The 25905-nt window shown below is 58.0% G+C and carries 23 protein-coding genes and 8 pseudogenes; 6 read left to right on the top strand and 25 right to left on the bottom strand.

What is annotated here, in order from left to right:
* Positions 1–113: 113 nt before the first annotated feature.
* The 6 genes and pseudogenes from ltrA to WGT02_RS39210 all read right to left on the bottom strand — a co-directional run bounded on the left by ltrA (position 114) and on the right by WGT02_RS39210 (position 4186).
* Positions 114–1364 (bottom strand): group II intron reverse transcriptase/maturase, encoded by a 1251-nt coding sequence (gene ltrA, locus WGT02_RS39235; protein ID WP_225040253.1) that lies wholly within the window; start codon positions 1362–1364, stop codon positions 114–116.
* A 556-nt stretch (positions 1365–1920) separates the two neighbouring features.
* Positions 1921–2209: pseudogene (locus WGT02_RS39230) on the bottom strand (IS6 family transposase); the annotation flags it as partial.
* A gap of 26 nt (positions 2210–2235) precedes the next feature.
* Positions 2236–2640 (bottom strand): type II toxin-antitoxin system VapC family toxin, encoded by a 405-nt coding sequence (locus tag WGT02_RS39225; protein WP_208244994.1) that lies wholly within the window; start codon positions 2638–2640, stop codon positions 2236–2238.
* Positions 2637–2870, bottom strand: a complete 234-nt coding sequence (locus tag WGT02_RS39220; RefSeq protein WP_208244996.1) for an AbrB/MazE/SpoVT family DNA-binding domain-containing protein — start codon at positions 2868–2870, stop codon at positions 2637–2639. The genes WGT02_RS39225 and WGT02_RS39220 overlap by 4 nt, the downstream gene beginning before the upstream one ends.
* A 405-nt stretch (positions 2871–3275) precedes the next feature.
* Positions 3276–3758 (bottom strand): RES family NAD+ phosphorylase, encoded by a 483-nt coding sequence (locus WGT02_RS39215; RefSeq protein ID WP_208244998.1) that lies wholly within the window; start codon positions 3756–3758, stop codon positions 3276–3278.
* Positions 3755–4186, bottom strand: a complete 432-nt coding sequence (locus WGT02_RS39210; RefSeq protein ID WP_208245000.1) for an antitoxin Xre-like helix-turn-helix domain-containing protein — start codon at positions 4184–4186, stop codon at positions 3755–3757. The genes WGT02_RS39215 and WGT02_RS39210 overlap by 4 nt, the downstream gene beginning before the upstream one ends.
* Positions 4187–4308: 122 nt before the next feature.
* Here WGT02_RS39210 and WGT02_RS39205 point away from each other — a divergent pair.
* The 3 genes and pseudogenes from WGT02_RS39205 (at position 4309) to WGT02_RS39195 (ending at position 5922) form a co-directional block, all read left to right on the top strand.
* Positions 4309–5059: pseudogene (locus WGT02_RS39205) on the top strand (IS6 family transposase).
* Positions 5060–5112: 53 nt separating this feature from the next.
* Positions 5113–5463: pseudogene (locus WGT02_RS39200) on the top strand (transposase); the annotation flags it as partial.
* A gap of 270 nt (positions 5464–5733) precedes the next feature.
* Entirely contained in the window at positions 5734–5922 is a 189-nt protein-coding gene (locus WGT02_RS39195) for a hypothetical protein (RefSeq protein ID WP_339151196.1), read from the top strand.
* Positions 5923–6046: 124 nt separating this feature from the next.
* On the opposite strand, the gene WGT02_RS39190 is transcribed toward WGT02_RS39195, so the two are convergent.
* The 15 genes and pseudogenes from WGT02_RS39190 to WGT02_RS39120 form a co-directional block, all read right to left on the bottom strand.
* The gene (locus tag WGT02_RS39190) at positions 6047–7261 is read right to left on the bottom strand and encodes an IS701 family transposase (RefSeq protein ID WP_208244986.1); all 1215 of its coding nucleotides are present in this window, start codon (positions 7259–7261) and stop codon (positions 6047–6049) included.
* An 87-nt stretch (positions 7262–7348) separates the two neighbouring features.
* Positions 7349–7909 (bottom strand): hypothetical protein, encoded by a 561-nt coding sequence (locus WGT02_RS39185; protein ID WP_208245002.1) that lies wholly within the window; start codon positions 7907–7909, stop codon positions 7349–7351.
* Positions 7910–7953: 44 nt separating this feature from the next.
* Positions 7954–8976: a sugar phosphate isomerase/epimerase gene (locus WGT02_RS39180; protein WP_208245005.1), complete on the bottom strand. Its 1023-nt coding sequence runs from the start codon at positions 8974–8976 to the stop codon at positions 7954–7956.
* 2 nt (positions 8977–8978) lie between these two features.
* Complete coding sequence (gene iolE, locus WGT02_RS39175; protein WP_208245007.1) at positions 8979–9917, bottom strand: myo-inosose-2 dehydratase; 939 nt, start codon at positions 9915–9917, stop codon at positions 8979–8981.
* 22 nt (positions 9918–9939) lie between these two features.
* The gene (locus WGT02_RS39170) at positions 9940–10461 is read right to left on the bottom strand and encodes a hypothetical protein (RefSeq protein WP_208245009.1); all 522 of its coding nucleotides are present in this window, start codon (positions 10459–10461) and stop codon (positions 9940–9942) included.
* Between the two features lie 14 nt (positions 10462–10475).
* Positions 10476–11566: pseudogene (locus WGT02_RS39165) on the bottom strand (ferritin-like protein).
* A 43-nt stretch (positions 11567–11609) separates the two neighbouring features.
* The gene (locus WGT02_RS39160) at positions 11610–13463 is read right to left on the bottom strand and encodes a GMC oxidoreductase (RefSeq protein ID WP_208245011.1); all 1854 of its coding nucleotides are present in this window, start codon (positions 13461–13463) and stop codon (positions 11610–11612) included.
* Between the two features lie 188 nt (positions 13464–13651).
* The gene (locus WGT02_RS39155; RefSeq protein WP_208245012.1) at positions 13652–14668 is read right to left on the bottom strand and encodes a GMC oxidoreductase; all 1017 of its coding nucleotides are present in this window, start codon (positions 14666–14668) and stop codon (positions 13652–13654) included.
* A complete protein-coding gene (locus WGT02_RS39150) occupies positions 14611–15441 on the bottom strand; it encodes an NAD(P)-binding protein (RefSeq protein ID WP_208245013.1) in 831 nt (276 codons plus the stop codon). The genes WGT02_RS39155 and WGT02_RS39150 overlap by 58 nt, the downstream gene beginning before the upstream one ends.
* Complete coding sequence (locus WGT02_RS39145; RefSeq protein ID WP_208245014.1) at positions 15438–15893, bottom strand: hypothetical protein; 456 nt, start codon at positions 15891–15893, stop codon at positions 15438–15440. The genes WGT02_RS39150 and WGT02_RS39145 overlap by 4 nt, the downstream gene beginning before the upstream one ends.
* Positions 15890–17313: pseudogene (locus tag WGT02_RS39140) on the bottom strand (glycoside hydrolase family 15 protein). Before WGT02_RS39140 ends, WGT02_RS39145 begins: the two are co-directional and overlap by 4 nt.
* A gap of 69 nt (positions 17314–17382) precedes the next feature.
* Complete coding sequence (locus WGT02_RS39135; protein WP_208245015.1) at positions 17383–17808, bottom strand: lipocalin-like domain-containing protein; 426 nt, start codon at positions 17806–17808, stop codon at positions 17383–17385.
* 256 nt (positions 17809–18064) lie between these two features.
* On the bottom strand, positions 18065–18328 hold the full coding sequence (locus WGT02_RS39130) for a hypothetical protein (RefSeq protein ID WP_024318968.1): 264 nt from the start codon (positions 18326–18328) through the stop codon (positions 18065–18067).
* Between the two features lie 37 nt (positions 18329–18365).
* Complete coding sequence (locus WGT02_RS39125) at positions 18366–19031, bottom strand: acyl-homoserine-lactone synthase (protein WP_024318969.1); 666 nt, start codon at positions 19029–19031, stop codon at positions 18366–18368.
* A 99-nt stretch (positions 19032–19130) separates the two neighbouring features.
* Positions 19131–19862, bottom strand: a complete 732-nt coding sequence (locus tag WGT02_RS39120) for a LuxR family transcriptional regulator (protein WP_208245016.1) — start codon at positions 19860–19862, stop codon at positions 19131–19133.
* Positions 19863–20101: 239 nt separating this feature from the next.
* On the opposite strand from WGT02_RS39120, the pseudogene WGT02_RS39115 reads away from it, so the two are divergent.
* Positions 20102–20281, top strand: a pseudogene (locus WGT02_RS39115) (hypothetical protein); the annotation flags it as partial.
* A gap of 266 nt (positions 20282–20547) precedes the next feature.
* A complete protein-coding gene (locus WGT02_RS39110) occupies positions 20548–20802 on the top strand; it encodes a CrpP-related protein (protein WP_208245017.1) in 255 nt (84 codons plus the stop codon).
* 94 nt (positions 20803–20896) lie between these two features.
* Here WGT02_RS39110 and WGT02_RS39105 read toward each other — a convergent pair.
* The 3 genes and pseudogenes from WGT02_RS39105 to WGT02_RS39095 form a co-directional block, all read right to left on the bottom strand.
* Positions 20897–21184 (bottom strand): annotated as a pseudogene (locus WGT02_RS39105) (adenine deaminase C-terminal domain-containing protein); the annotation flags it as partial.
* 123 nt (positions 21185–21307) lie between these two features.
* Positions 21308–22387: an IS630 family transposase gene (locus WGT02_RS39100; protein ID WP_037069542.1), complete on the bottom strand. Its 1080-nt coding sequence runs from the start codon at positions 22385–22387 to the stop codon at positions 21308–21310.
* Between the two features lie 154 nt (positions 22388–22541).
* Positions 22542–23091: pseudogene (locus tag WGT02_RS39095) on the bottom strand (IS5 family transposase); the annotation flags it as partial.
* Positions 23092–23924: 833 nt separating this feature from the next.
* Between WGT02_RS39095 and WGT02_RS39090 the strand changes: the two are divergent.
* Positions 23925–24581, top strand: a complete 657-nt coding sequence (locus tag WGT02_RS39090) for a hypothetical protein (protein ID WP_208245175.1) — start codon at positions 23925–23927, stop codon at positions 24579–24581.
* A 58-nt stretch (positions 24582–24639) separates the two neighbouring features.
* Here WGT02_RS39090 and WGT02_RS39085 read toward each other — a convergent pair.
* Positions 24640–25597, bottom strand: a protein-coding gene (locus WGT02_RS39085; RefSeq protein WP_112334086.1) for an IS630 family transposase whose coding sequence is annotated in 2 segments (ribosomal slippage) — positions 24640–25245 and positions 25247–25597 — 957 coding nt in all. Because the reading frame shifts where the segments join, the coding sequence is not laid out codon by codon here.
* Between the last annotated feature and the right edge of the window lie 308 nt (positions 25598–25905).

Raw genomic sequence — 25905 nt, 5'->3', positions numbered from 1 at the left:
ACGGCTGCTCGCTAGGCTTTGCCGTGGCCGTCATCTCAGACGGCTGAATTCAACGCGCTTGCAAGGCGCAACTCTCACAGATCCGGACGTGAGCGTCTCCACTCATCCGGCTCCTACCGTCCAGCCGTTGCCCGATACAGCAATCGCCAATGTGCAAACAGCGCTGGCTCCCGACGCCTTACGTCCTGGACCCAGTACCGCGCACGCCGACGATGGCGTCTCAGGCGTCGATATTTCGACATGGCCCAGCGTGCCAGGCGCAGATCGAGGTGCATCAATGCTCGGGAAAGTGCCGATTTGTGGTAACGACCATAGTAGTTCATCCAACCACGAAGGATCGGATTGAACATCTTGGCCAGATCATTGATGCGCTTGTCGATACGGCGGTCAAGCTGCCAGTCCCGCATTGTCTGACGGATGGCTTTCGCGGCTCGGTTGCTGATACCCGGACTGAAATTGACGAAGGTCTTGCCCCATCGGTTCATTGCCAGTCTCGGTCGAAAGGTGTAGCCGAGAAAGTCGAACTTCTGATTGGGGCAATGCCCCCGCCGAACGTTATCCTTGCAATACACGATCTGTGTCTTGTTTGGATGTAACTTCAGTCCGCATTCAGCAAACCGTTGCTCAAGATCCGTTTGCAACTTTTGGGCCTGACGCTCGCTGCTGCAATGACAAACGGCATCATCGGCAAAGCGTTCAAACGGAATCTCAGGACGGTGTTTGGCCATCCACCGATCGAACGCATAGTGCAAAAAGAGGTTCGCCAGCAAGGGTGAGATAACTGACCCCTGCGGAGTTCCCCTCTCCCGAGGTTCCAAAGTGCCGTTCTCCAGTTGCACGGGAGCCGTCAGCCACCGTTCAATGTACAACAACACCCACGTGCAGTCGGTGTGCTTTCGCACCGCCCGTAGCAACAGGTCGTGTGGAATGGTGTCGAAGAAGGCCTGAATGTCGAGATCGAGAACCCAGTCATGGCGCCAGCATCTCTGCCTTGCCATACCCACGGCCTCGAGTGCCGACTTGCCGGGCCTATACCCATAGGAATCGGGATGGAAATGTCTTTCCAGTTCCGGTTCCAGGTATGCCTTCACCACCCCTTGCGCAATCCGGTCTGAGACCGTGGGAATGCCCAACGGCCTTGTACCACCTTGCCGCTTTTTGATCGCGACCCGTTTGACTGGCGGCGGAAAGTAGCTGCCAGATGACAATCGGTTCCAGAGCTTGAACAGGTTGTTCTTCACATCCCGCTCAAGATCCTCGATCGACTGATCATCGACCCCGGCTGCACCCCGGTTCGCCTTTACCCGTTGATAAGCCTCCCAAACAGCCCGTTTAGGAATATCGAACGGCTTTGCTTTACCCAAAGGCTCCTCCCGCATGACGGTTGACCTTTCGATAAAGCTGGACAGTGTTGCGCCTTCGCTCCAACGCCATTACAGCACCTTCTTCACTACTACACGCAACTCCGTCCCTGTGCCCCGCATCGGTACTCGGATCCTCATGGTGCTTCCACTTGGATGTCTCCCTTCGCATCGGGGCGACAGGTTCCCACGTTCCACACAAGAGCCTGAAGCAAGGTCACGCCGCCTTCATGCCGGACGCCATCTGGGCAGTAGACAGGTATCTCCCAGACTTCTCCCGGGTTAACGAAGCCCACCCGGTTTTGACGCCATCTATGCACTTTTCGACACGTCGTCAGCGGTTCGCTCACGCTCGTCTCCTTGCATCTTACCTGACCGGATCAAGTCCGGCCTTTTCCTCAACGCTCACCACCATCGCTCTTTACGACAGCAGCTTGAGGTGGTTTGAAACCCGCTCCTGCAAGCCGGCTTCGAGGGGCCAGCCCTCATCTCCTGTGCAGCATGGCTGCTTGGGAAGTGCCTAAATCATAGCTCCTCCTTCGCGCCTTCGTGGCGCACCCTCGTCCAAATGCCAGATATCCTTTTGCGACGGCTTCTTTCTGCGCAACTGCTTGGCATAAGCCGCCCCAAATTTACGGCCCCATCGCCGGATCGTTTCGTACGATACGACAATGCCACGCTCCAACAGCATTTCCTCGACCAACCGCAGGCTCAAGGAAACCGGAAGTACAGCCACATCGCATGGGCGATGATCTGCGGTGGAAAGCGGTGGTTCGTGTAACTGATCGTCGTCGAGCTCATCCTCGCCCAATTATCCCTCAACCGTTAAGCTGCAGACAACGTGACATCGCCGATCATGTTTCTGACGAGTCGCTCAGGTATTCGGTGTGATCAGCTTCAATGTTGGAAAATAGGTGCGGTAGCGGCCAACATCGCGGGTGAGCAGCGGCAGCCCGTTGACGGCGGCATGGGCTCCGATGAAGAAATCGGGCAGCACGCCGGTGCGCGATCCGCCCGCCTTGCGGTACTGCTTAAATACCTTTCCGGCGAGAAACAGGGCAGCTCGTGGCATCGGAGCGATTTCGAGACCGGCTTCGTCAAGAAACGCGTCGAGATCCTCGATGCGGTCATATCGTACGGCAAGCTCGGCATAGACAGCGTCGTTGATCGATAACGGCCCATTGAGGCTTGCCGCCTCAAGCTGAGCGATCGACCAATCCGCCCACTTCGGATCGTCAGTTACGAGGTCGAGCAGAACGTTGGTGTCGACGAGCGTCACCCTTCGCCGCGCGTCAGTGCCATGATCGCGTCGGTATCGAGCCCCTTGCCGGCATGGGCACGCAGCTTCGCAAATCGGCTCATGGGCTGCTTCTTGTCAGTGCGTGCAATCACCACGCTACCATCGGCGGCGCGGCGAAAATCGACCTTACTGCCCGGAACGATCCCGAGAAGATCGCGGACCGGCTTTGGGATGGTCACCTGTCCCTTGGCCGTGACTGTAGTCGTCATGTTCCCACCTCGGTAATACCAGTTTTCCAGAAGGTATTACTCGACAGGTCAAATTTCAATCCCCGGGTGGTCGAATTTCACCAAACGACGCGTGAGACGCCGGCACCCCTTCCTTGCTCACATATTGCATTTTTGGAAACCAGAATCGGCCCCTGCTCTCTCCCCGCCCGGTCGCGGCGCCTCATCGGCTATGCGCGTTTCCTCAAGGATCAGCTCAACGACGCCCAGATCGACGCGCTATAGGCCGCCGGCAGGATGAAGGCCGCCAAGACGCGTGGCCGGCTGGGTCGGCAATCTGGGACTGCTCGAGTGGCGTCCCGATGCCATCCGAGCAATGGCGGCACCCGGTTCCGTGTCAATCTCACCAGGGCCTCGGGGCTGTAGGTGACAGAAAGCCCCTCCCCGTTACGCGCCAAACAGCCGCCGGTCCCAGTAGACGGGCTGGTGCAGACTTATCTGGATCATTGAAAACTCCGGATGGGCCGGATTGATCAGCACATTGCAATCGAGACGCGCCACGACACTCGGCACAAGCAGGATGACGCTGCGCCGTTCTAAACACCAGGTTTCGCCAAATCCCTTGCTCACCGTCGCCGGCATCGTGTCCCAACCGGGCAGTGAGGGTTGGGAAAAAACCTCGTAGCTCAGTCCGCGCGGAATTGTAATTTCGATGTAATGCTGGTTCGGCGGCAGTCGACCGCTGCCATGCACCAACTTTTCCAACAGGGCCGTCGAATAGTGCTCGCTGGTATAGATGATAGGACTTCCGGGCATGTTCCATCGCCCCGGCGCGATTGTCGAGCCGGTCGCATCGAAAATCGGGTAGGTGCCGGCCGGATCGCCGATACGAAAGGACGATAGCGTGCGATCGAGAGTCTGCGCCGTCACGCAGCACTGCCGTACTTCAGACCTCCGAGAATATCGACCACCATTTCGGCGCCGAACTCGCTGAGGATAACGACGTCGATCGGTCGCTTGTCCTCAATCATCGCGTGCGGCCGAAACAAGAAATCGCGCGCTTCCTCTTCGTTCTGCCAGACATCGACAGCAAGACCCCAGACGCGCGCCACGCGGGCCAATCGTGTGCCCTCGTCCGACGAGAGACGATGTGCCGTCTTGCGCCGCTCATAGGTTGCCTTGGGGATCAGCCGGTATTTGAACTGAGCATCGCCAGGCGCTAGAAGATGCGCAACGCGCTCAAGCGCCCCGATGGGAAGTCCATTCTCGATCCGGGAGATCAGCCCGAAAGGGGACCGCGCCGCTACCTCTTTGAGAGGCAGCCCCAACACGTCGGCGACATTTCCGAACGCTAGCATTTCGCTCTCCATTCCATATGAGGCAAAATATAGCCTCATATGATGCGCGATACAAGCCCCTGCATCGCGCGAACCGATCCGCCAACGGTTACCCTGTCATCTTTGCAGTCGCGCCGTTGGCGATGTCACGTTGTCTGCAGCTTAACGGTTGAGGGATAATTGGGCGAGGATGAGCTCGACGACGATCAGTTACAAGAACCACCGCTTTCCACCGCAGATCATCGCCCATGCGATGTGGCTGTACTTCCGGTTTCCTTGAGCCTGCGGTTGGTCGAGGAAATGCTGTTGGAGCGTGGCATTGTCGTATCGTACGAAACGATCCGGCGATGGGGCCGTAAATTTGGGGCGGCTTATGCCAAGCAGTTGCGCAGAAAGAAGCCGTCGCAAAAGGATATCTGGCATTTGGACGAGGTGGTGATGTCCATCGGCGGCCGGAAACATTGGCTTTGGCGCGCGGTTGACCAGGACGGCTACGTTCTCGACGAGATCGTCCAGGCCCGCCGCGATACCAAGGCTGCCAAGCGATCGCTGGTCAGGCTGCTGAAGAAGCAAGGCCTGTCGCCGAAGCGCATCGTCAGCGACAAACTGCGCTCATACGGAGCGGCAAGGCGCGATGTCATGCCCGGCGTCGAACATCGATCCCACAAGGGCCTGAACAATCGCGCGGAGAATTCTCATCTACCACTACGAAAACGAGAAAGAATGATGCAGTGCTTCCGATCCGTCGGCGGCTTGCAACGCTTCATCTCGGTCTTTTCAGCAATCAGAAATCTTTTCGTCCCGTCGCACCAGAAACGCTCAGCCCTCGCCACTCACATTCATCGCATCCGCGCAATAGCGCATTGGAAAGCCGTGACCGGCGCAACTGCGTAAGTTCATCGGCAAACGCCTTGTCGGGGATTAAGCGAACAACGTGACATCGCCCGACCGTGAAGCACTCTAGCCGCGAATACGTTCGGGACGCCGTCCACGTCAATTCGGTCGAAGGTTTCAATTCCCGCGTCCGCCGCACCATCGCCGGCGTCTTTCATCACATCAGCCCACAACATGCCGACCTGTATTTTCACGAGATCGGCTTCCGTTGGTCGCAGCGCATCGTTACTGGCCAGGTTGTCCGGAAAAGCCGAAATGGCAGGGAAAGCATGAAAACCCTTTGGTCGCGGGTGCCGCCGGCGCTGCAATTGCTACAAGTCTTTCGCGCTGCTACCGGCCGTCAAATGCGCAGAAGCCCGGACGGTGGGATCATCGTCAAATCGGCAGTCGCTGTCTTTGGTTGATAAAGGCCACGCAGCATTTTGAACTGCTCTTGTCCTGACCCCAGATGCGCTGGCAGGCTGGCGCTCGCCTTCGGCAGAGGGGAGGGGAGTCGCCGCGCCCAACCACTTATCCGTGCTCCTCATAGGCCGCAGCCGATACGGCGCCCCAAGGTTCTAGACTGCGGCCGCTGCCCCGAGGTCAACCTAAAACGCCTTGATTAAAGTTCCGACGGTCACATGCGGGAAGCTCTTGCCCGCAAAATTTAGCAGGCTGGTCTGCGAATATTGCAATTGCAGGAACTCGTTACCCTGCGCGTCCACGACCGTTTCGATGGCAAAGACGGAATTGAGATCGAGCGTGTTGGCATTGGTGGCAATGAACGGAATATTCGCGATGCCGTCGGTCGTGGCGGTTATCAGCCGTGTAATCTGCTTGAGGTTCCGGCCCTAGCATTACAGTGCATTTTAGTTTTGAGGTGAGCTCGTCGAGCGGCCGCCTGATGGGCGCGCCTCCAGCATGACCATGCGATGACGTAGGCGGGGCTTATGCGACGCTGAGCGAGTCTTATGGCGATGCGCCGGACTTCCTGGATAGACCAGCGGATCAAGTCCTGATGGTCGGCATCCGCGGTCTTTTTTGGGGCGTCGCGTCATTGGCGCGGTACCGGATCACCGCCATCATGGCGAAGGCAAGCATGACGAGGGAGACGTGGCGATGCCAGCCATGCCATGACCGGGTTTCATTGTGATCGAGTCCGAGCTCGTTCTTGGCGGTCTCGAAGCTGTCTTCGATCGCCCAGCGATGGCCTTCAACGGAAACGAGCGTCTGGATGTCCGTCCCGGCCAGGCACCATGTGGTGAAGAATGCGAGATCACCGTCGCTGATATTGCGCCGGATCAGGAGGCCACGGGTCCAAAGCCCAGATGTCGTCTCGTTGTATTCGTCGGCATCGAGGTCGGCGAGTTCGCAATAGGCCCAGTCATGAAGCCGCGCGCCTTTGGTGCCCTCACCGGCGGAAAGACGTTGCCATGCACTTGGATCGAGATCACGGGCGATCTCCTGCGCTGTGCCGGCGACCGGAGGCTTACCCGACCAGGAGCCGAAATGGTGGTCCGATTTAACCCCAAGAACGTAGCCTTTGCAGGCTCGACGCAGGGTCCCTTCAACGTCCCCGACGCCATAGACCGCATCTGCGGCCACCCATGAAAACGGCACATCGGCTGCCAGCGCACGCCGTATCATCTCGACAGCCAGGCCTGGCTTGGTAGCGAAGGCTGTAGCCTGAGGAACATGAGCTGCTGCCAGCCTTGCCGGATCGCCGGTCCAGCTTTTGGGCAAGTACAGGGCCCGATCGATAAAGGCATGACCGCGAACGGACACATAGGCGGCGAACACACCGATCTGGCAGTTCGTTATCTTGCCAGCCGAACCTGTATATTGACGTGCAACACCGCACGATGTCTTGCCCTGCTTGAGGAAGCCCGTCTCGTCGATGACCAGGACCGCATCATCCGTGGCGAGGTTTTCTACGACATACTCTCGCACGATGTCGCGAAGTGCGTCCGCGTCCCAGCGCCCGCGCCCCAGAATGGCTTGTTGCCGCCACGGGCCGGGATCACCGGCCGCCTCAGCACGCATCCAACCTGTCTTACGCCGCTCGTCACCCAGCAAGCCGTCCAGGAAAAGGTTCGCAGAGGCTGCAACTCGCTCCTGCGTAAACAGTCTGCGCATGCGAGCCTTCACGTCGCGCAACGATGATGCCCAAAGCTCAAGCGTAGTCTCGATTGATGCACCTGTCATCCATGACCTCCGAATCATGGAGACCCATAGATTCAGACCACAGATAGATATGCAACTGTAATGCTAATCCATTACCTGCTGTTTCAAGTGTCCCGCAGCATCTGGTTAGGATCGTCGATCATTATGGCGGCGGGGATGGGGCTTGTTCGGAATGTCGAGGTCGTATTCGGGATAGGGATTCTTGCTACCTGGTGCCGGCTGCTGGCCGGTAATATCGAACGGGATGGTGTTGGCAGGTGGAATGTCCGGGCCCTTGTTGAATACGGCGTGCTGCGCGAAACCTACCGTACAGAAAGCATTGCCATGGGGAACGGTGCCCAACCGCGCGATACTTACGTCGGCCTTTGGGGCAGTGGTTGCCGGTATATTCAGCCACATGCCGGGTTCGATGTGCAGGGCGCCACCGTTAACGCCGTCTGTGACGCGATGCACATATGTGACGCCATAAATGGCAATATCCTCCTGTGCACTGCCGCGATTGAAGACCGGCGATCCGATCGTGGTGAATTCGATAGTTTCATGCAAAAGATTGAGTTGCAGGTAAAAGCCGCTCTTGTTTCGTCCCGAATGGTCGGGGCGAGCGATCAGGCTGAAGCCGGAACCTTCCCAGAAGCCCGGGAGATCCCTCAGGGCCCAAGGTGCTCTGCAGTGACGTAAGGACGCCACACCTCGCTGTTTGGCGAGCGGCCTGTTTCGGCCTTGCCAAGTGTCTAGGCCGATTGCACCAGATGGCCTTCAGGCAGGGCGAATTGTTGCAGCAAGGTTTCCAAACCGTCGCGGGCAACGTCGTAGGCGCTGGGCTGGCCCGGCACGGGCCTGTCCTCGCCAGGGATCCAGAACTTGCGGCGGGTCAAGCGGAGACCGTCGAGAAAAGGCGCCACCGCATTGAACACTTCTATCAGGAACGGGCCGTCATAGACCGGGAGGACCGGCCCGAGGAAGGTTTTCCATGGGATCCAACTGTCTTTCAGCGCGCCGCGATCGGGTGCTGAGATGTGAATATAGTGCAGGCGGCCCTCCTCGACCGTGGCGCGCAGACTGTCCTTAAAGGCTGCGGGACCCTTGCTTCCGAGCACCACATGGGCGCTGTCGATAGTAAGGCCGGCCTGTGGGCTGCGAACACCCCTTAGGAAGCCAAGCACGTCAGAAACCATGTTCGGTGCCGGTGTTTCCCAATGGTCCACCGGCTCAATCGCGAGCTTGATGGCCTTCTTCTCGGCGTAATCGGCCAGCTCCTCGATAACCGGGCGCGCCAGCTCGTAGCGGGGTCGGAGCCAATCCTGCAGGGCATCGCTCCAAAGCGGTGCGCCGGAATCAAGGGTTGGAAAAACGCCGTAAGGAAAGAGGATCGGTCCTGCCATGACCGTGTTGCCGCCTAGGATCGAGGTGATGTCGACGCGGGACTTCAAGTAGGCCAAGGCGCCTTCCCGTTGCTCCTTGTAGAACGAGGTGGGATCGAACGTCCGTGTGGTGCCGACATTGGTGGTGAAGCCCACGGCCTCAAAACCGGCAGCGTCCAAAGCCTCTTTGAAGCGGCGATAGCTTTCGATCTCAGCCTTGTGGTCGGCGGTTTGTTGGGCGGCGATTGGCAGGTCGAAGCCATCATAACCCATGGCCCGTAGGGTCCTGATATGATCGATCAGAACCTGGGTATATGCTTCATCTTTCGGCCGGAGGTCGGCAGTGAACAGGAACAGGCTAAGATAGATGTCTCTTTTCGCGGGCCTATCCATCGTTACCACCCCAGCGTCTCGCGCAAATAGGCTCGTGCCATCTTGGCGTATTGGAGTGGGTTCGCCTTGGCCGGGTCCTGCTCGGCCTCAATCACCAGCCAACCGGCGAAGTCGGCTTCTGCGAGCGCCGCGAGAATTTCCGGGAAGGTCTTGAGTGAGCCATCTCCGGGAACCGTAAATATCCCTGCTTCGATGGCCGCTTCGAAGGATAGGCCGTCCGCATGAACGCGGGCCACCACGCTGGCGCGGAAATCTTTCAAATGGATATGCTTGATCCGGGCGGCGTATTTTCTGGTAACGGTCAACGGATCAGCACCGGCGGCGGCGAGATGGGCCGTATCCAGCAGCAGATGGACCAAATTGGCGTCGGTCCTGTTCATCAGGCGATCGACCGCCTCACTGGTCATCACGCCGGTGCCGAGATGCGGATGATAGCAAAGGTGCCTCCCCTCATCCCTGGCAATCCTACCAATCGCGTGCAGACCGTCGATCAGCAGATCCCACTGGGCGTCGGTTAACGTCGGACAGTTTGGGAACAGCGCGACTGGCAGCGGGTTCACGGCGTGACCGAACTCGGCCACGACGAGGTCGGCCTTCCTGGGGCCTTCGCCGCCGTTCTCCATCTCCCGCAAAAAGGCCAGTTGCTGGCGTACCTTCTGGATTGTTTGTTCCCGCATGGCCTGGATCGTGAAGTAGGTGCTGACCCATGGTTCTGAAATGCGCAAACCACGCAGATCGAGGGCCGCCTTAAGGGTTTTCAGGTCGGTCGGATACTTATGGCCAACACTGCAACCAACATAGCCGGCGAGCGCCATCTCGCTGATGCATTGCTCGAAGGGAATACCGATGTCGATGTTGATGAAGTCGTCATTCCACCAGAGCGTCGGCGTGATACCAAGCCATACTTTTTCTGGGGAGAGCTGAGAGGTCTGAATGCTCATGTAATTGGTCCTCTGTCGGTGGTTACACTTTTATATCAATAGCTTGCGCGTTTGCGGGGTCGCCTGCAAAGGCAGGTATCTGCGGCGGGGATGCCCACGACCCGTAGCCCGGAGCCTTTGCACCTGCTGGATGGGCACCGATTGCCTTCCACATCAGACCCTCAATGTAAGCGGAGGCCGACACAACGAAGGTGACATCGTTCAATGCCGGACCGAAAGCCTCGGTCCAAGCCGTCGGCAGTTCGTACCAGGTGCCGACGTACCAGAGCTTGACAATGTTGCGGGCGATCGGCCCCAGCTTCTCGCTACCGAATATCTCCCGACGGAGACGTGTCTTGCGCTCGGAGAGTGGTTCGCCTTCCGTCTCCATCAGAATTTTTTTGTAGGTAGCAAGGAGATCGTCCAGGACCGCGGCACCGAGGACGGTGCCGCCCGCCACAAGATAGGCCTCGGCCTGCCCCGTGCCCCACAGTTCGAAGGTGGTGAACGCGGTAACCTCGGTGGAGAAGGCAAGAAAGTTGTGTAGACGGTCTTCGGTATTCATTCCTGCCTCCTCTTTCACTGTCGCCAGTAGGTTGGGACGGCGCCGCGGCCAGCAATCTCGAACGTCGCCATGGCATGTAGGCCACCGCTGCCGGGCAAGGGATTGCGGATCAGTTCCCCCATCAGGTTCCTGAACTCGAACATCCTTGGCACCGCTTCCAGAAGCAGCTGCGGTTGACCGTTGAAGGCATGCGTCAGTTGCTTTAGGAATGCCGCGTAGGCGTGATTGAACGATAGGGCCGCCTCGTGAAGTTCCGAGCCTGCCGGAATCTCTGCTAATTTCAGATCGGATTTGATCGGGAAGGCCGCCTGCCAGTCGACACTGAAGGTCGGGCCGGTCGGATTGCCTGGACTGTCACCACTCCGGTAGTAGCGCCCCTGGCTGAGTTCGTCGAAGCGGTAGTAGTGCGACAGCTCTTTCTCACGGTCGTAGATGCCGCCGCCGGCACCTTCGCCCTGCTCCATCACCAGTTGGACTGCCGCGCCCGCGCTGTTAATATCCTTGATCGCGAAGAGCTCTCCGCCGCCGGAGTAGTAGTATTCCGAGGTAACCTGGCGCTGCGGATCTCCGACGAAGATCGTTTCGCCTGCGTCTTTGGCTTCCCTTTCAAGGAGGTCGAACCCTGCTTCGATGGCGGCGTAAAACTCGCCGATGCTGTAGTATTGCATATCGCTGGCACCCGGGTAAGTTCCGAGCACCGTCACACCGGCACGGTAGGATCGTTTGACGAGTTTCTGCGGTCCGGGGGCGAGGCGAGGACGCTCTATCTTCTTGAAGATCTCGAGCGTTTCCTTGCTGAACGGCGCAAGATGGACCTTGAAATCGGCCTCGCCGTCTGGAAGATAGGTAGGGTAGGACGGTACAAAGCCGGCAACGGTGAGGTCCGGTATCCCACCAATGGCGTTCAATAGGTTTGCCGCGACCGTCAGATGCAGCATTTCCTCCACCGCGACCACACGGATCACCTGGACGGCGTTCGGGTTGGTGCCGGGCTTGATTGAATAAAGCGCCGTCAGATACGGCGGGATTGTCGCATCTCCAATTGCATCGCAATGTGGAGATGCGCTTTTAGATCACCAATCGTCTTGATCGTGTTGGACGTCATGGGTTTCTCCGATCGTTGTGTGTGGCGAGCGACACGCGCCCAATCAGTGCAACTGCTTCAGCATGGCGCGCGCGCTCCGGTAGTTGAGCGCGGCGAGCGTCAAGGTGACATTGGCCGTGCCGACCGAGGGCATGCTGCCACCGCCGACTAGATAAAGATTGTCGTGGTCCCAGGACCGCTGGTCGCTGTCGACTGCGGAACAATGCTTGTCGCGTCCCATAATATGGGTGCCGGCAAGGTGGTTGCCGCCGCGGATGGCGTAGCCCTCACCTCCATAGTTGACATAGCCGTAGTCGCTCGGGTCGTAGCGGGTGCGGTCGACCGCACCCAGCCGGGCAAACATGGTCTTTGCGAATTCCCGGGCATAGGCCGCGCCACGAAGGCTGTACTCAGGCACCGTGAATGAGACTACCGGCCGCATATTGCCAAGTCGGTCGGTGTATTGCGGATCAACGGTCACACGGTTGCTCTCGACCGGCATCACCTCGATCATGAAGGCGAGCAACAATTGGCGCGAAACGCGCTCGATCAAGGCTCGCCGCAGGTCGCCTCCGAACTGGTTGTGCTGGTCGACGAGTTCGATGATGTCGGAATAGGGTGAACCGACCGCCCAACCCCAGCCATCATTGTGGATATCGACGGCGAAGGCCGCCTGATGCCGTCTAAAGGCGCCGCCGCGCAAATCCACGATGCCGCCGGTACAACTCGTTCCGCGCATGGTGCCGCAAATCTCCGGCATCAGCGCCCAGCTCAATAAATATGCGTGGTCCATCAGGTTGCGGCCGATCAGCCCGCTGGTGCTGCGCAGGCCGGAGGCAAGCATTAGCCGGGGCGTTTCAATGGCGCCCGCAGCCAACACGAAGATCTTGCCCTTGACGGTGATCGTTTCGTGTTCGGGCGAGGTCGCATCCTTATAGACCTTCACCTCAAGCGCGGTCACCCTGCCGCTGACGGAATCAATTACGACCCGCGAGGCAACCGCCTGATCGAGAAGCTCGACTATGCCGGTTTGGAAAGCCTTTGCAAGGGTCTTCCCGGAATGGTAGCGCGCCTGCACTGGGCAGATCGGAACGCAGTTTGTGTTGCCCTGACATCGTCCGCCCTCCTCAACCTCATGGGTGCTCACCGCCCCGATCGGCACATAGCCCTTGCCCCCGTCATACGCAGGATTTGGGATGCCATTGCGTCCCTGCGGATAGGGTCGAACCTTGATCGGATATGTCTCTCCGTAAAGCTTGACATCGGTACCATTGATGCCTTTTGCCACCATCTGGTCCAAGTAGGACAGCGGCAGGCCCTGCATCGGAAAGACATAGTCCTTGGGAAATGTGACATCGAGATAGGTTTGATCGTCGACGTCGGCGGATACGCCGATCTCCCGCTCAGCGATCTGATAATCCGCCTCGATGTCCGTGTAGTTCAGGGGCCAGTCGACGCCCTGACCGAACAGCGACTTTGCCTTGAAGTCTTCCTGTAGCATGCGCGGCGTCTTCGCCTCCCAATGCATGGTCGTGCCGCCGAAAACCCGGGTATAGGTCGTGTCGGTCACGTAGGGGCCTGATTGCACCATGTAGGCCGAGGCATTGGTTTCGCCCGGCTGGAGCTTGCGCAACTCTGGACTGCGGGGCATCGGCGCGTTGAGATTGACGGGATAGGGTGACTGGTTGTCCTTGGTTGCCGCACCGTAGAAGTTGGTGACATATTCTTGATAGCCGCGAAGCGTCCGATCAGTTGCGGATCCTGCTTCAAGGACGAGAACGCGCTTGCCCGCCTTGCTAAGCTCACTGGCAATGATTGCGCCCGATATGCCCGAACCGATAATGACCGCATCGTAGTCACTATCCGCCGAAACGGCCTGGATGTCCGTCCTTCGTGCAGCGTCAATGGAAAGCAACACGGCGCACCTCCATCATAAGGGGTGAAAAACGAATGCCGGTCCCTCGACCTCTTCCCTGGCTGGCCGGCAACCGAAATGATAGATGCATCCTGCTTGCTCCCTCTACATAGCGCGATCGAATGACCGCTCTGCTCGAATGATCGGGGCGAACGGGTGGGCTCTTCCGCCTCTGCTCGCGCCAGATGTGGTCAGTGTGCGAAGGTCGCGATCAGCCGATCTGCTGTCCGCAAGGCCAATGCCGATAGAGTCAGCGTCGGATTGGATGTACCTAGGGTGGGAAAGCTGCCGGAGCCGACCACAAACAGGTTCCTGTGCTCCCACGCGCGCTGGTCCGCGTCAACGACGGATCCGCTCGGATCCTCGCCCATGACATGCGTGCCGGCGAAATGCCCCATTCCGTGGTAATGGATTGCGCGACCTTGATAAAAGGTTGTCGGGAACCAGCTTCCTTGATCCGCATCGGTGCAGTCCGTTATACCGGCCCGACGAAATATGGCTTTGGCGACGTTCGCAGCGGCTACCATTCCTTCAAGGGTGTAGTCATCGATCCTGTAGTCGATCACGGGGCGCGGATTGCCCATCGGATCGCGATAGCGCGGGTCAATACTGACGCTGTTGGCCGGATCTGGAAGCTGCTCGACCGCCACCGAGAAGCGGACATGGCGCGATAGCGTCGCCTCAAGTTGCTTGCGTAGCGCCGAGCCATAGAGGCGGTTCGTCATCACGGCTTGAGACACGACCGTATCAGGAGCACCCGTGCTTGCCCGCCAACCGTCATTGCCGACGTCGAAGCGGAATGCTGCGTGTCGTGAGCGAAACGCGCCGCCCCTCAGATCCTCGATGCCCGCCGTCGACTGAGGGCCCCGGTAGGCGCCGATCGGACGTGGCGCAAGCCCCCAGGCATAAAGCGTCGGATGGTCCATAAGGGTTTTGCCGACTTGATGGTGCCGTCCGGCGAGCCCGGAGGCCAGCATGAGCTTGGCATTTTCGATGGCGTGCGCCGCTAGCACATAGACACGCGCCGTTGCGACATGCATCGTCGAACTGGTCGAGTTCGGATTGTCATAGCGTTGATATTCAATCCCCTTCACCTCACCGCTTGTCGGATCGACATGGACCTTCGAGGCGACGGCTTGCGTTAGAACGGTCAGGTGTTTCGGATCCGCCTGCGCCAGCGTTTTGCCGGCGTTGTACTTTGCCTGCACCGGGCAGATCGGCGTACAGGACGTATTGCCCTCGCAGCGTTCTCCGAGATAGCCAAACCCCAATGCTCCGCCGGTCTGGCTATCGACGGCGCCGACCGGCCGATAGGATTTGCGTGGGAGCGAATTGCGGGCGCTGGATAGCTGCGAACCTTGAGCCCGAAAGGCTGGTCTTCAAGCCGAATTTCCATCCCGTCGACCGCCGCGGCGAGCACGCGATCCGAGAAACTGGGTGGTAGGCGCCGCATCGGGTAGTCATACCCCTTAGAGAAGGTAAGTCCGAGATAGTGCTGTTCGGCGGCGTCCGCGGAAACACCGATCTCGTGCTCTGCCTGCTCGTAGTAGGGGGCGAGTGTTGCATAGTCGAGCGGCCAGTCCCGGCCGACACCGTGCAGCGATCTCATGCGGAAATCCTCAGGCAGCATGCGCAGCGACACGCCAAGCCAGTGCAGGGTTGACCCGCCCAACAGCCGCGTATAGCTGCTGCCGTAGAGGTCGGGGCCGCGCTGAACGAAATAGCCGTTATTCGACCGCAAGTCGGCGGTGTCTGGTTGCGGTGCGCCGACGGACGGCGGCCAGGGCGATTCCGGCCCTTTGCTGTTTGCCGCGTAGAAGTGTTCCAGGTGCTCTGTGTAGCCCTTAAAACTACGTGTCGTATCGGGTCCAGCCTCAAGCAGCAGCACGCGCAGGTTGGCTTTGCTCAAGCGCTTTGCGATCAGCGCTCCGGCGACACCGGCTCCGACGATCACCGCATCAAAGGACATCTCGTTCGTCATGCCCTCCTCCCCTGCGGCTCCAAGGACCAGGCGCCGAAACCTTGCGGCTTGGCGCCAGCCGGGTGGGCTCCTGCTGCTGCCCATTGCAGGCCGGCCTGATAGGCCGCGCCCGATACCACATGGGTCGTGTCCATCGGCGATGCTCCAAATGCCACCCGCCACGCCGCAGGCAGTTGAGGCCAACTGCCGCTGTACCAAAGAATGATCAGGTTGCGAGCGATCGGTCCAAGCCGTGGGTCCTCAAGGATCTCTTCTGTTGTCGGGCGCTTGCCTTCATGTCCTGATGGCAAGGGCTCAATACTACTCAGCAGATCGTCCACCGTGCCGATACTGACGATCTGGTCCAGCAGGCTCTGGTAATCCTCACCCATGCCGGTACCGCGCAGCTTCACGGCGTTGAAGCCGGTTAGCAAGGCCGAGAGCGCAATGAAGCTTGCCAATCGATCGCTCATTGTCTGGCCCCGGCCCGTCGCACAGGCTTGCCGGTGGCTTTGCTAAATAGCGGGCTCTGGGTAGTTCTGGCGCGTACGGCCGACAGAAACGACGCGTAGCTCCATGTCAGATTGCGTACGCTCTTCTCATAGCCGGTCGTGCCGTCAAACTGTTCGCTGAGTTCGTAATGATCGCTGTGATAGACGACAGCGCGCAGCATGGCGTCGCCACAGCGGCATCGGAGGCGGATATGGCACTTGTCACGCCGACCTGCGCGAAAAACGCTTCAGATAGGTTATCGAACGGAACGGTTTGCGTCCGATCGATGCCGTTGGCGAGACGAAAGTATAGTTCCGCGAAGTTGCACGTGCACAACGCCCAGGGATGTCCGCCGCGCACCGGATAAACGACATCGCCGTCATAGAGATCGCCGGGGTAGCGGCCCATCAAGGGGCCGATCCCGCGCGCCTGGTCTGCAGCATTGACTGGATAGAGTGCCTCTGAGCCAATATCGGCCCACTGGCTGCGCAGACGGGCAGCACTCGCCAACAACCTGGTGTCGGTTGCCGGCACCGCGCCGTACATGCTGGCTAAGACAATGTCGATGTTCGGATCGTAGCCAAGCTCGGCTGCGATAGCCGATATGCCAGCCCCTGCTCCAGGCTTCAGCATTGACACGTAGTACGATCCATTCCAGTGGTCTTGAAGGGCGTTCTCAAGCCAAGCAATTGCCGCTGGTGTCTCGGCAGGCACGACAATGCCATAGCCGTTGGCGACGACCTCCTGGAAACAGCGCAGCTGGACCGAGCGCGCGAAGAAGGACAGACCTTCGTGTTCCTCCCACAGATTGGTTGTCGCCTCCCGGTAGACGCCGAGAAGATAGCTGACATTTGTTTCGATAACCTGCTTGGCAATGGCTTGGGTTGGCGCGTCCAACTGGCCGTAAGCCCGCAGGATCGCAACGGTCTGAATGGCCGGCCCATCGTTTTGTTCGGTCCAGGGACGGCGTTGCCCTGCAACGGTAAAGCAGGCATGTCCCAGAGTGGGATGGGCGTTTGTTTGGCAGAGCTGGGCGAAGGTGACGTACTCCATCAGTGTCGCGACGCCGCCGCCAGGCGTTGGGGGCAGGCCGGCAGCGGCGATCTCCATGGCGGTGATCGCGCCGTCGCGAACCCAGTTATAGACATAGTCCTGGTCGACGCCCGGCGTGTTGGCTGGGAAGGACGGGGCGGCGATGACGCATCCTGGAGCGGAATATTGGCCAGGATCGGCCGGGTCCTCAATGACGTAGCCATCGCTGGTGACGTTGCGCAGCATCAACAACAGTAGGTAATTGGCGAGGGCCGACAGGTCGGTTTGCTGGTAGGACGCCTTCGGACTTTGCCGTCCCAGGACAAGCGGTACCGCTGCCTGAACGTCGATGGAGTGCGTGGTGTTCATCTGTTGCTCCGCTCGTTGATTGAAGAGGCAAAATTTCAGTAGTTGAGGGTGTCACCTGTCAGCCAGACGCTAGTCGCGGATCCAGGAAATTTCGTTGACGACGGAAATGCCGTCGGTTTTGGAGGGTGGCGTGCGCAGCACAAGCTCATCGCCGCTGAGCTCGTAGGGGCGGACCTGCTCTGTTCCGGACCAATTGGGGAAGGAGCTGCCTTCAATATTGTGAATGACCTTGCCGTCTGTAACCTTGTAGCTACCGAAATATGCAAGGCAGGTTGAGTAGGCTGCGGCCCGCTCGTCTACGCCCCCGCCGAGCGGATCACTGGTTGCAACCAGCGAACGATGCGCAGCCGTCATTTGCACCATCATGCGGCCGCTCGAGGTATAGACAAGCAAACCGGACGCATCCTCACCAAGCGGGTAGACGACATCCCCCTCGCTCGTCGTCCTTCTCCACGCTGACAACCGCCACCGTCCTTGAACTTGAAGATGATTCATCGCTCGCTCCGATGCTCGCCCCTGAAGTAATTGCTCTTGCAATCAGTTCCGCGGCAGTTGATGTGAATCTTTAGGTAGTGAAAAAACAACAACTTCTGATTCCATTCTTGCAGCAGGTCCTGCACGAGACGCTAAAATGGGCGGGACAATACATTGTCGGATCAACGGGCTGATGGGTAAGTAGGCCGCTTAGCGTCAAAGTGGCCCGTTTCGGGGGATCTGCACGGGGCATCGAGGGTTAGCGACGTTCCCGAGTTCAAGGATGATGGAGAACGAGCAGATTCTCTCGCCCTCCACTCGTCGCGATCCGGGCTTTCTCGCCAACAAGCCGTCCGAGGTCAGTGTCGGGTACAGACTCAGGGTCCAGACCGTCCCAGTCCAGTGCGACCTGCAGCAGCGCCATATTCGTCAGGTGAACGAGGTTCCGAAGCTCTAACGCTTCTGCTCCTTCTTTTGCTGCGGCAATCAGTCGAAATATTCTGGCAAAATCATGGATGTTCAGACTAGCGCCTTCGGGCATGCGGTCCTCCTGTTTCCGGAGTCGAAGATTCGGTTTCTCATGCCGCATTGGCCAAAAGTCGGGTTGCGAAAGATTGTTCGGATTTAGGGCAAACGTAAAGCGGGGCCGACACGTTGAGCACCTGCCGCATCTTCTCGAGGACATGCTGCGACACCTCAAATGAACCACAGCAAACAGGATATCTTCCATATCCGTCCGCGCGGCCAAGTTCATCGACTTCGGCACCTGCCCGATTGTACACCCGCTTGAGATGCGGTTCGTAATTGGAAATCATGGTATGGATACCATGGCTGAGAGCGCATTCGCAAAGAGCGAGCAATAACAGGCTGAATGCACGGTTAGCATCGACATCCGGAAAATCGTCTTCTATCGCAGCTTCGTCGATGCACATGCGGGTGCCTTCCCAGATGCCGGGTGCTACGAGGTCAGTCGCAGCAGGGAAAGTTGCTCTGAAGACGTCATAGAGAAGCGTTGGCCCCGTCGTCGGCATCAGGCGCATTCCGCCGTAGAGCCGCATGCAGCGCTCATCGCACCAAACAAGATAGGCCGGGCCGAGAGCATCATAACTATCGCGTTCGTAACGCCCAATGACGTTTACGTCCCAGCCGAGCGTATCTGCAAAGATCGTCTTACGAAGGCGGAACATCTGATTGAGGATGTTCGCATATCTATGATATTCATGTGCTTGAATCGTTATGAACATTCTTGCCTCTTCTGTCGCAAGGCAAGAATGGCTCGGAAAACCTCAATCGGAAATTCCCGCAGATGGATGACCGCAGTTGGGGCCCCCCATTTGGAGGGGTTATGATTTGGGGTTGATGACGCGGAGCTGGACGGCTTTGGTTGTGGCGGCCGAAAGGGTTGGACAGCCCAGCTTGAACCGCGCTGTCTTCAGATAATCCCGCGTCGTATGCTCGGAAATTTCGAGGATTAGCGCGATGCTTTTGTAGTCCTTGCCAAGTGCTGTCCAATGAAGACACTCGATTTCCCTTGGACTCAAAGGCGGTACGGGATCATGCTCGCCATAGAGTTCTAGCACGGCTTTGCTATGGATCAGGTTCGCGAGTTCAGTCCACTCCTCCCGGTAACTCGCGATCAACTCTTGCCACTTATGGGCCGGCAAGCCGGAATTTATCGAAAACAACGACCGTCGTCTCGCCTTGTCGGCGACCGGGATGGAATAGCCATTGCCGCCCAGACCATGTTTTTGGGCGTCGACCAACAACGCATAGGCTTCTAGCGTTGGCTCCACTTCGCTCCAGTCGAACGGAAGCTGGCGGAGAAAGCCTTCCCTAACGACGGGATCAATTTTGACGTAGCCGTTGAGAAGGTATCGGGAGACCCAGGCATCAGGATAAGTGGTACGGACAAATGGCGCGTCAACCCTATGCGAGATGGTTTGTGCGAGATGGTACGTCACGTGGTCGACGTCGTATGCCGTCTGTAGGGATCGAATTGCGGCATCGACATTGGACGCTGCCCTAATCTCATTGAAGGCGCGCTCGAACTTTGAGCTATTAGAAGTTCCTTGCATCGCAAACGACCCAGCCTCGTTTCAATCCTACCGCGAGATGGGTTTCACACACAAGAAGATCCCACGTATAGTTGGGCATCCTCCCACTAGAGCTCGTTTGGTGCCACCCCAAGCACTGTTGCCAGCCGTTTCACAAATTCGAGCGGCCAATCGACATTGCTTTCGATATTTTCAATTTCGCTAATTGTAAGGCCTGACCTGCCACTAAACTTTCATCCAGCGGCGGTTGGAGCCTCGGCGGTCTAAAGCGCTGGGCGCTCGATGTGGCTAGGCGTCGCGGAATGAAGCGCGCGAAGGTTGCCCTTGCACGCAAACTGGGTGTCGTTCTTCACCGACGGACTTTCGCTGGAGCGCAAACCCTATGGCGGCATGAAGAGAGCTACGTGATTGACGCGGGCAAGTATCAGGCTTGCGTCTGATGAGGTCCCGTCGCTGGGACGCAGGCTTGGCAAGGTCGTGTGTAGTGCTGTGACGGCTTCGGCGAAGCACGCTTCCTAGATTGACCTGTCGGCTTGTTGATCTGATGGCATAGTGTGGCAGTCTTCGTGCTGACCGGACAGAAGCATGGCCTCAGCGACGAGATAATCATTCAGAGGGACTTGACGAACAAAGGCCCATTACAGAAGCATTCTCTTGCATGCGCGGACTGCGATGCTACCTTCGCCGACATCGTGGGGGATCGCGTATGACGATTGAAGAGCTGATCGATTTACAGGAAGCAGGCTCAAGGGCACGGTTGCTCGGCCTGAAGGCTCACGAGAACCCATACCTCGCCGCCCATAGGATGCCTGCTGGTGATACCAGCGCCCTCGGGGATTGGCTTGCGCGTCACGACGCGTGGAAGTTCGGTTGGGAAGCGGAGGACGCTAGCCGCGAAGGTAGGATTGCTGAGCACTTCAGGGAACTGATCTCTGCCCAACGACGTGCGCTCGATGCGTAACGTTATTGATGGTGGTTCGCTAGCGACGAGTTAGGTTTTCATGCCCCGTCGCAGCGAAGGATCCGCACCTCTTTCACCATCGGATTGCCAGCGTTCAGGTCTTTTCGAAGAGCGGCGAGATCACCATTTCCGGCACCAGTACCAGACCCTTGTCGGTTATCCGGATTTCCGGGATGACCGACAGCGGGATGAGGTTGAAGCCCATAGAGGCGATGGTGCAGCCTGCCTTTTCCCATTCGAGCTTCAAGGCCTTTACCTCGTCGGCGACCTCGTGCACCCACTTGTCGGACAAAAGCCCGGCGATCGGCAGGGGCACCATGGCCGTCACCTTGCCGTCCATGACAACGCAGACGCCACCCTGCTTTTCCTCGAGCGCGTCGAGGCCACCTGATAGACGAAGTCCAACGTCATCCTGATCTGATGCTAGCCATTAGGAAGAGTGCGGGTCGTGACAAAAAGCCCGGCCGATTCTTGCTGACTGGATCTCCCCAACCTTGCAACTGTGCTAGTCGATTGATTCCAACACTTGGTGCCCTCGTCTGACGGCTGCGATGATGTCGTCAGGGTCTGCCTTCCAGATGAACGGCTTGGGCTGTTCGTTGTGCTCTTTGATAAAGCGGTTGATGGCTGCCTGAAGATCAACAACGGAATGGAAGACACCGTTTTTCAGTCGTCGCCGGGTGAGCTTAGCGAAGAACCCCTCGACGGCGTTCAACCAGGAACAGGATGTCGGAACGAAGTGGAAGGTCCAGCGTGGGTGCCGCGCCAACCAGGCCCGGACTTTGGGCTGTTTGTGTGTGGCGTAGTTGTCCAGGATGACGTGAACCGCCTTGTCCTTCGGCAACTGAGCCTCAATCGTGTTGAGGAAGCGGATGAACTCCTGATGCCGGTGGCGCTGCATGTTGCGGCCGATGACGGAGCCGTCGAGAACATTCAGGGCAGCGAAAAGTGTCGTGGTGCCGTGGCGCTTGTAATCATGGGTCATCGTGCCGGCACGACCCTTCTTCATGGGAAGACCCGGCTGCGTCCTATCCAGCGCCTGGATCTGACTTTTCTCATCGACGGAAAGGACAATCGCATGGGCCGGCGGCGAGACGTAGAGACCGACCACATCGTGAAGCTTCTCGGCGAAAGCCTTGTCGTTCGATAGTTTGAAGCTGCGCCACCGATGCGGTGCGAGACCATGCTCGTGCCAGATCTTGACGACTGAGGATGCCGCAATCCCCACAGCCTTTGCCATCGCACGAACAGTCCAGTGTGTGGCTTCCTGCGTGGGCGGCTCCTGCGTCAGGGCCACAACCCGGTCGACAAGGTCAAGCTCAAGCGGCGCAGTGCCGGGCGGCCGGCTCTTGTCGCGCAAAAGGCCGTCTACGCCTTCCGTCATAAAGCGCTCCTGCCAACGCCAGACGCAGGTCTTCGACTTGCCCGTCGCCTCCATGATCGCGACGGTTCCGAGACCCGCGTCGCTCATCAAAATAAACTTCGCCCGCCACACATGCTTTTGCGGCGAACTGCCCGCCGAAACGATTGCGTTGAGACGAACCCGGTCGTCAGCGGAAACCTCAAATGTGATACCTGTGCGCATGCCAGATCGTCGCATATGCGCGCAAAAATTGGAATCCTAAATCGGACTCTTTTGTCTCGATCAAACCACTAGCTATTGCCGATTCCCTGGCGGGACGGATGGCAGTCGTTTTGCTGCTTTCATTTGCACAATCCGAAATCCTCTCGTGTGGCATGTCCTGATCAGTCAGGGTATGCGCAACGATCTCGCCACTATCGGCATCCAACGCCAGATGCAACTTGCGCCAGCCGCGAGGGGATCTGGCGCCATGCTTTTCCTCCAGCCACTGGCCCGCGCCGTAAACCTGTAGACCAGTGCTGTCGATAAGAACATGCAACGCTCCGGTCGAAAGACCCCGGTGGTCACGCCATTCCTTGGGCGATCGCCATGTCCGCGCGCGACGGCTCAGGGTGGTATGATCGGGGACGGCAAGCGCCAGCCCCATCAATTGCAGCACAGATTCCAACAAGCCCTCTCCTTGGCGCAGCCGCAGACCAAACACCAGCCCTAGCGTCAAGGCGGTCTCGATCGCCAGATCGGAATAACGGTGCTGGCACCGGGTCTTGCGTCTTGGTGCTTGCCATCCGGACAGGGCATCTGGTGTCAGCCACAAAGTCAGACTGCCACTCCGACGAAGTCCCGCCTCATACTCCGGCCAGTTCGCCACCCAGAATTTATTCCTCTGGATGCGATGACGGCGGGCGCCAATTGAGTTTGAAAGGCATGGCTAAACGACAAGGGCTGTTGCGGTTCCGTCCTGCCTAACTCAGATCGCTAAACGATCCGTGCACCAACGCCTCACCCGTCAGTTAACCTGACGGTGCCGCTTGAGGATCGTGGAAAGCAGAGTCCTTGGCGAGAGACAGATATTGAGGAAATCTGCCTAACTATCCGAGATCGCCAAAGCCATGAAGTGCGATATATGTAAGAATATATTCTGTAACTCACTGGTTACCTGTTATGAGGATTTGCGATAGTGCAACAGAGAAAATTCTTTCTCTATGAGAGCTGAAGTCTTGCCGGGACATCATCGTCGGTAGGCGTACACAAGGAGCACGATGACATGGAGCGCCCAAAGAAATCAGACAAGCGCCTTGGCTACTCGCATCTGCGGTCGGCAACCATCGACGGCGTGTTGCTGCCTGGTCTACAATTGTCACTCGACCGGCAGGAGGGCCCTGTGTCGACGAAGAAGACCTTCTTCCAACAATGGCTCCTGGATTTTGCTTTCGGTTGCGAGCTATATTATCCGATCCAGCTATATGAACATCTCGCAACGAGCGAGGGCGACGACAAAGGCGCTAAACCGTTAAGTGAGAGTTACGAGTATAGAATTGGGAGAATTCGGACCGGCCGCCACGTTCCTCATTTGAAATCCACGTCTATCGGGTTTCCAGATTCCAGGATGGAAGCGCCGGCTCTGGCGCCAACGCTTGCAAACTCCAACAACAGGTCGGCGAGCGGATGGAGGATATCATGGACGACATCGAGGCGACGCAAGCAAAGGTCATTATGTTCTTCGAAATGCATTTGCCTCGCCGCACTTGCAGCGACCGCCATCGTGCTGGGCACCCAGATCGCAATTGCGCAAGAACCGTCTATAGGGTCTCAGTGGCTGAACACGCCGGCATCTCGAGTGGAAGCGCTTGCGGTCCTCCAGACCTTGAATGCCGATCTCCTGAGTAATGCCAGTGCTACGTTGACCCTTGACCGCTGGTGCGCCGCGCATAAGCTCGCACCGGAAGGTTCCAAGATCGTAGCTCAGCGTGTGGGCGGGCAAGACAAACCGGCCGATGAGCACATCCGTGAACTTCTGACCGTCGGACCCGGTGAGCTGATCGCTTATCGCCGCGTCCGCCTGGTCTGCGGAGACCGCGTCTTGTCCGAAGCCGACAACTGGTATGTACCTGCAAAATTAACTGCAGAGATGAATCAGGCGTTGAATACCAGCGATATCGCGTTTGGCAGAGCCGTTCAGGCCCTCAATTTCACTCGCACAAACCTGTCTGCCAAGTTGCTCTGGTCCCCTCTATCCGAAGGCTGGGACATGGACAGCTTAATAACGCATGAAACAAGTTCCCTCAGCCTGCCGCCGTTCCTGCTCGAACATCGTGCCGTACTGAAACTTCAAGATGGCACGCCGTTTAGCGCCTTGGTCGAAAGCTACACGGACAAAGTACTAGACTTTCCAGTTCCGCGCCTGCTTTCTCAATAGCGCTTCAGAATCTCGGTACAGCGATGTCACGTTATCAGCAGCTTAGAGCGCCGTACCTTTAATCGAACCCATAGCCTGCGGCTGTAAAATAGTTTCGACATTCTTGGCTGTTGAAGAGGTTGCAGATGGATCCGAGCGCATTTGAGAGTGCGTCAAACGTGCGAGCGGCGGCGGCTCGGAGATGGGCCTTAATTTTGGCGAAGGCCATTTCGATCGGGTTCAAATCTGGCGAATAAGACGGCAGAAACAGGAGCCACGCACCAACTTCCTTGAGGCAGGCTTTGGCTTTATCGCTCTTGTGAACGCGAAGATTATCCAGGATGACGACATTGCCTGGTTCGAGTGTCGGCGCAAGCTGGGTCTCGATGTAGGTGTCGAAGATTTCCCGGTTCATCGGCCTGTCAATAATCCAGGGCGCAGTAAGACCGAAACAGCGCAAGCCTGCAATGAATGTCTGTGTCCCCCAGTGGCCAAAGGGCGCATCCGTGATGAGACGCTCGCCGCGCGGGGAGCGCCCACGCAGTCTCACCATCTTTGTGTTCACCGAGGTTTCGTCCAAGAAAACAAGTCGATGCGGTTCAAATCGCATCCGGGGTTGGCGTTTCGAAATCCAGACATCACGATCCTTTCGGATATCAGCGCGAGCGCGTTCCGACGCCATTATCTGTTTTTTTATATGTGTATCCCTGCGTTATCAAAAACCGCGACAGGGACGATGGTGGAATAACCAATCCATGTTCATCCTCAAGGCGACGGGCAAGCTCTGGCATGGTGATATCCGGTTTGCCTTCGACCTGTGCGACCAGGAAATCGCGAAACGCCGACAGTTTCCCTGCACCTGGTGGCCTTCCTTGACGCGCGGGGGTTATCAGCCCAGTCCGCTCCCGGCGTTGCAGCAGCTTGATCGCACTGCTGTCGCTGATTGCGAAATGACGGGCAGCGGCTCGCCGTGATTGGCCGCTAGCGACCATGGAAACAACACGCTGACGAAGATCAACAGAATGAGATTTACCCATGTGATTCACCTCCAACCGCAGTGAATCACACCAATACCCTCGTGAAAACCCCACTCGATTCTCAATTCAAGTGCGATGCTCTAACGGTTGATGGATAATTCGGCGGAGATGAACTCGCCGTGTCGCTTGGCAGTTAAATGTGAGACTGCGACTGTTTCGACTTGGTTTGGCATTTAAAGAGGGTCTTCCTCACTTTGTGTGGAGATCGGACGATTTGATTGGCATCTCCGCGCTCTGAGAAGCTCTGCGCCCGCTCGGCCATACATTGCGCGCTTGATCGTCTTCAGGCGGTTGATCTGACTACAGAG

It is taken from the genome of Rhizobium sp. T1470 (assembly GCF_042140505.1).
Lineage (GTDB): Bacteria > Pseudomonadota > Alphaproteobacteria > Rhizobiales > Rhizobiaceae > Rhizobium > Rhizobium favelukesii.
The sequence above is the reverse complement of the archived record's forward strand: the minus strand, read 5'-3'. Positions and strand labels throughout refer to the sequence as shown.